Origin of the sequence: Curvibacter delicatus NBRC 14919, from assembly GCF_001592265.1 — a bacterium.
Taxonomy (GTDB): Bacteria; Pseudomonadota; Gammaproteobacteria; order Burkholderiales; family Burkholderiaceae_C; genus Hylemonella; species Hylemonella delicata.
In genome coordinates this window covers 1-4,530 of the sequence record NZ_BCWP01000077.1, presented here as the reverse complement: position 1 = coordinate 4,530, position 4,530 = coordinate 1, and the positions used below count along the sequence as shown (strand labels likewise).

The window sequence follows — 4,530 nt, the reverse complement described above, 5'->3', positions numbered from 1 at the left end:
CCAATAAAAAGCCCGCCGAAGCGGGCTTGGGTTGGGTACGGGGTGCGTCGGGTTCAGCCGCCGTGGAATTTCATCATCAGCGGCACGATCAGCAGCGCCACGATGTTGATGATCTTGATCAGCGGGTTGACGGCCGGACCGGCAGTGTCCTTGTAGGGGTCACCCACCGTATCGCCGGTCACCGCGGCCTTGTGGGCATCGCTGCCCTTGCCGCCGTGGTGGCCGTCCTCGATGTACTTCTTGGCGTTGTCCCAGGCGCCGCCGCCAGTGCACATGGAGATGGCGACGAACAGGCCGGTGACGATGGTGCCCATCAGCAGGCCGCCGAGCGCCGCCGGGCCGAGGACCAGTCCGACCAGGATCGGCACCACCACAGGCAGCAGCGAGGGAATCATCATTTCCTTGATGGCGGCGGTGGTCAGCATGTCCACGGCGGTGTCGTACTCGGGCTTGCCCGAGCCGTCCATGATGCCCTTGATGGTCTGGAACTGGCGGCGTACTTCCACCACCACCGAGCCGGCGGCGCGGCCGACGGCCTCCATGGCCATGGCCCCGAACAGGTAGGGGATCAGGCCACCAATGATGAGGCCGATGATCACCATCGGGTTGCTCAGGTCGAAGGTGATGACCTTGCCGAAGGACTCCAGCTTGTGGGTGTAGTCGGCGAACAGCACCAGCGAAGCCAGGCCGGCAGAGCCGATGGCGTAGCCCTTGGTGACGGCCTTGGTGGTGTTGCCCACGGCGTCCAAGGGGTCGGTGATGTCGCGCACGCTGGAGGGCAGTTCGGACATCTCGGCAATGCCGCCGGCGTTGTCGGTGATCGGGCCGTAGGCGTCCAGCGCGACCACGATGCCGGCCATGCTCAGCATGGAGGTGGCGGCCACCGCCACGCCGTACAGGCCGGCGAGCTGGTAGGCGACCCAGATGGCAATGCAGACGAAGATCACCGGCCAGGCGGTGGAGCGCATGGACACACCCAGGCCGGCAATGATGTTGGTGCCGTGGCCGGTGGTGGAGGCCTGCGCAATGTGCTGCACCGGGGCGTATTGCGTCCCGGTGTAGTACTCGGTGATCCACACCAGGGCGGCGGTCAGCACCAGGCCGACGGCGCAGGCGCCGAACAGGCGCAGCTGGCTGCCGGAGGCGGCAATCGCGTTGTCGGGGATCAGCCACATCGTGACGAAGAAGAAGGCGATCAGCGACAGCACACCGGCCACTGCCAGGCCCTTGTAGAGGGCCGGCATCACGTTCTTCATGCCCGGGGCGGCCTTGACGAAGAAGCAGCCGATGATGGAGGCGATGATGGACACCGCACCCAGGGCCAGCGGGTAGACCACGGCGCTGGTGCCGGCACCAGCGACCAGCAAGGCGCCCAGCACCATGGTGGCGATCAGCGTCACGGCGTAGGTCTCGAACAGGTCGGCCGCCATGCCGGCGCAGTCGCCGACGTTGTCGCCCACGTTGTCGGCGATCACGGCCGGGTTGCGCGGGTCATCTTCGGGGATGCCGGCTTCCACCTTGCCCACCAGGTCGGCGCCGACGTCGGCGCCCTTGGTGAAGATGCCACCGCCCAGACGGGCGAAGATGGAGATCAGCGAGGAGCCGAAGGCAAAGCCGATCAGCGGGTTGAGCAGCTTGGCCAGGCTGACGCCGGGGTTCAGGTTGCCGTTGCCGACCAGGAACCAGTAGAACACGGTCACGCCCAGCAGACCCAGGCCCACCACCAGCATGCCGGTGATGGCGCCGCCACGGAAGGCGACGTCCAGCGCCGGGCCGATGCCCTTGGTGGCTGCCTGGGCGGTGCGCACGTTGGCGCGCACCGAGACATTCATGCCGATGAAGCCGCAGGCGCCCGAGAGCACGGCACCGATGATGAAGCCGATGGCGGTCTGGCCGTCGAGGAAGACCCCGATCAGGATGGCCAGCACGATGCCGACGATGCCGATGGTCTTGTACTGGCGCGCCAGGTAGGCGGCCGCGCCGGTCTGGATGGCGGCTGCAATTTCCTGCATCCGCGCATTGCCGGCATCCTGGGAAAGAATCCAGCTGCGTGCCCAGAAGCCGTAGGCTACGGCGATCAGCCCGCAGACGAGCGCCAGTATCAGCGCTGAGTTGCCTGTCATATCAATCTCCTGTGTTGTTGGATCGCGAAGGGGTGGCAACGCAGGGGGCGGAGCCACCGATGCGTTGCTTCCTCGTCGCGTTCAACCACTTTCGGTCACACAGGACGATTGGCCAACGGGCGGACTTTAACGTGAAAAAAGCGGGCTGCCGGCAAAGCGTCAGTGAGGAGCAAGTAAAATCAGGGTTAATACTTATCCTTTTCTGATCTAACTCAAAGAGCAACCATGTCCCTCGATAACGTGACTCCCGGTAAGAACGCCCCCGAAGCCTTTAATGTGGTCATCGAAATTCCGATGAATGCCGATCCCATCAAATACGAGGTGGACAAGGAAACCGGCGCCATCTTCGTGGACCGTTTCATGAGCACGGCCATGCACTACCCGACCAATTACGGCTATGTGCCCAAGACCATATCGGGCGACGGCGACCCGGTGGACGTGCTGGTGATCACCCCCGTGCCGCTGATCCCCGGTGTGGTCGTTCCCTGCCGCCCGATCGGCATCCTGAAGATGACGGACGAAGCCGGTGAAGACGGCAAGGTGCTGGCCGTGCCGACCGACAAGATCCTTTCGCTCTATACCCAATGGCAGAAACCGGAAGACCTGAACCCGATGCGCCTGAAGACCATTGAGCATTTCTTCGAGCATTACAAGGATCTAGAGCCCGGCAAGTGGGTCAAGGTGAAGGGCTGGGAAGGCCCGGAGTCGGCCAAGAAGGAAATCATGGACGGCATCGCCAACTACAACAAGGCCAAAGCCTGATCGTTTGCCGCGAAGGCCCTTGATGAGGGGGCAGGCCCCTTCTGAAAGCGCCTGCCAGGGTTTCCTGGCGGGCGTTTTGTTTTCCGGGCATGGCGGCAGGCCCGCATTGGTGGTGTCGTTCAGGCCTTTTTGTTTCCCCCGTCGCAGTGCCGACGTGTATCATCCATCAGAACCTTGCCTCCCCCCGTCCAGAAGGAATGCCTGCCATGAATACAACGAACGCCGCACGCCCGAACAGTCAACCCAGTGCCGAGCAGACAGTGGCCGCATCCGGACAGTATCTGACCCTGCGGCTCGGTAGCGAGGAATACGCCATCGACATCCTGCGCGTGCAGGAAATCCGCTCTTACGAGGAGCCGACCCGCATGGTCAATGCGCCGGCCTACATCAAGGGCGTGGTCAACCTGCGTGGTGTGATCGTTCCGATCGTGGACCTGCGCATGAAACTCAACCTGGAGAAGGTCGAGTACAACGAATTCACCGTGGTCATCATTCTCAACGTGCACGGCACGGTCATCGGTGCCGTGGTGGACTCGGTGTCCGACGTGGTCACGCTGTCGGCCCAGGCCATCAAGCCGGCACCCCAGTTTGATGCGGCCATTGACGCGCGCTTCATCACCGGCCTGGCCAACGTGGGCGAACGCATGCTCATCGTCATGAACATGGATGCCTTGATGAGCAATGCTGAAATGGGGATGTTCAGCTCGACGCTCGGCTGATGACCCACTGAGGCAACCCAGGGATACTTTCAATTTCTTCGTCAAAAGTCACTGCGCCGACATCTGTCCTGACGCGGTGAATGTGGGGCGCTCGCCATGAACAATCTCAAAATCTCCACGCGGCTGACCTTGTTGGTCGGCATCCTGTCGGCGTTGCTGGTGCTGATCGGTGCGATCGGCCTGGTCGGCATCGGGCAGAGCAATGACGCCCTGAAGACCGTGTATGAAGACCGGACTGTCCCGACCGGGCAGTTGGCCGAAATTCAGCGCATGATGTTGCGTAACCGGCTTTTGATCACCATGACGTTGCTGCAACCCAACGCAGAGTCGGTGAAGACCAATCTGGCCGAGCTGGACGCCAATATTGCCGCCATCAGCAAGACCTGGGATGCTTACATGGCCACCACGTTGACGGCCGAAGAAACGACCATCGCCAAGAAATTTGCGGAGGACCGTGCGCGCTATGTTGGCGAGGGGTTGAAGCCGGCGGCTGCAGCCTTGCGCGCGGACGACATTGCAACGGCCGCCTCCATCACCATGGAGAAGCTGCCCACCCTGTATGAGAACGCACGAAACGGCGTCGTGGCCTTGATCAAGCTTCAGCTCGATGTGGCCAAGCAGGAATACGATGCCGCAGTGGCGCGCTACAAGACCATCCGTATGGTGGCCATTGCGGCCATTGTGGCCGGCGTGCTGTTTGCATCGATGCTCGGCTTGGCCCTGGTGCGCGGCATTTCCCGTTCACTCAGCAATGCGGTGGAGGTGTCAAATGCGGTGGCCCATGGCGATCTGACACGCCGGGTCGAGATCACCGGCCAGGACGAGGTTGCCAAGGTGTTGCAGGCCTTGTCGGACATGCAGGCGTCGCTGGTCAAGGTGGTGAGTCGTGTGCGCGAAGGCAGCGAGTCGGTGGCCACCGCCTCCAG

General features: G+C 62.6%; 4 protein-coding genes. 3 read left to right on the top strand and 1 reads right to left on the bottom strand.

Annotation, left to right across the window (positions count from 1 at the left end):
• Nucleotides 1–53: 53 nt before the first annotated feature.
• Entirely contained in the window at nt 54–2,123 is a 2,070-nt protein-coding gene (locus tag CDE01S_RS17760) for a sodium-translocating pyrophosphatase (protein ID WP_066710846.1), read from the bottom strand.
• Nucleotides 2,124–2,348: 225 nt separating this feature from the next.
• On the opposite strand from CDE01S_RS17760, the gene ppa reads away from it, so the two are divergent.
• From ppa to CDE01S_RS17745, 3 genes are all read left to right on the top strand, one after another.
• Nucleotides 2,349–2,885 carry an inorganic diphosphatase gene (gene ppa, locus CDE01S_RS17755; RefSeq protein WP_066710843.1) on the top strand — a complete coding sequence of 179 codons (537 nt, stop codon included), beginning with the start codon at nt 2,349–2,351 and terminating at the stop codon, nt 2,883–2,885.
• Between the two features lie 206 nt (nt 2,886–3,091).
• Nucleotides 3,092–3,604 (top strand): chemotaxis protein CheW, encoded by a 513-nt coding sequence (locus tag CDE01S_RS17750; protein ID WP_066710840.1) that lies wholly within the window; start codon nt 3,092–3,094, stop codon nt 3,602–3,604.
• Between the two features lie 96 nt (nt 3,605–3,700).
• Nucleotides 3,701–4,530: Tar ligand binding domain-containing protein (locus tag CDE01S_RS17745; protein WP_157077203.1), on the top strand; the 830-nt coding region annotated here is incomplete at its 3' end.

Bases quoted from the DNA above. Each gene is read 5' to 3' on its own strand.
- CDE01S_RS17760 (WP_066710846.1), bottom strand. From the start codon at position 2,123: ATGACAGGCAACTCAGCGCTGATACTGGCGCTCGTCTGCGGGCTGATC.
- ppa (WP_066710843.1), top strand. From the start codon at position 2,349: ATGTCCCTCGATAACGTGACTCCCGGTAAGAACGCCCCCGAAGCCTTT.
- CDE01S_RS17750 (WP_066710840.1), top strand. From the start codon at position 3,092: ATGAATACAACGAACGCCGCACGCCCGAACAGTCAACCCAGTGCCGAG.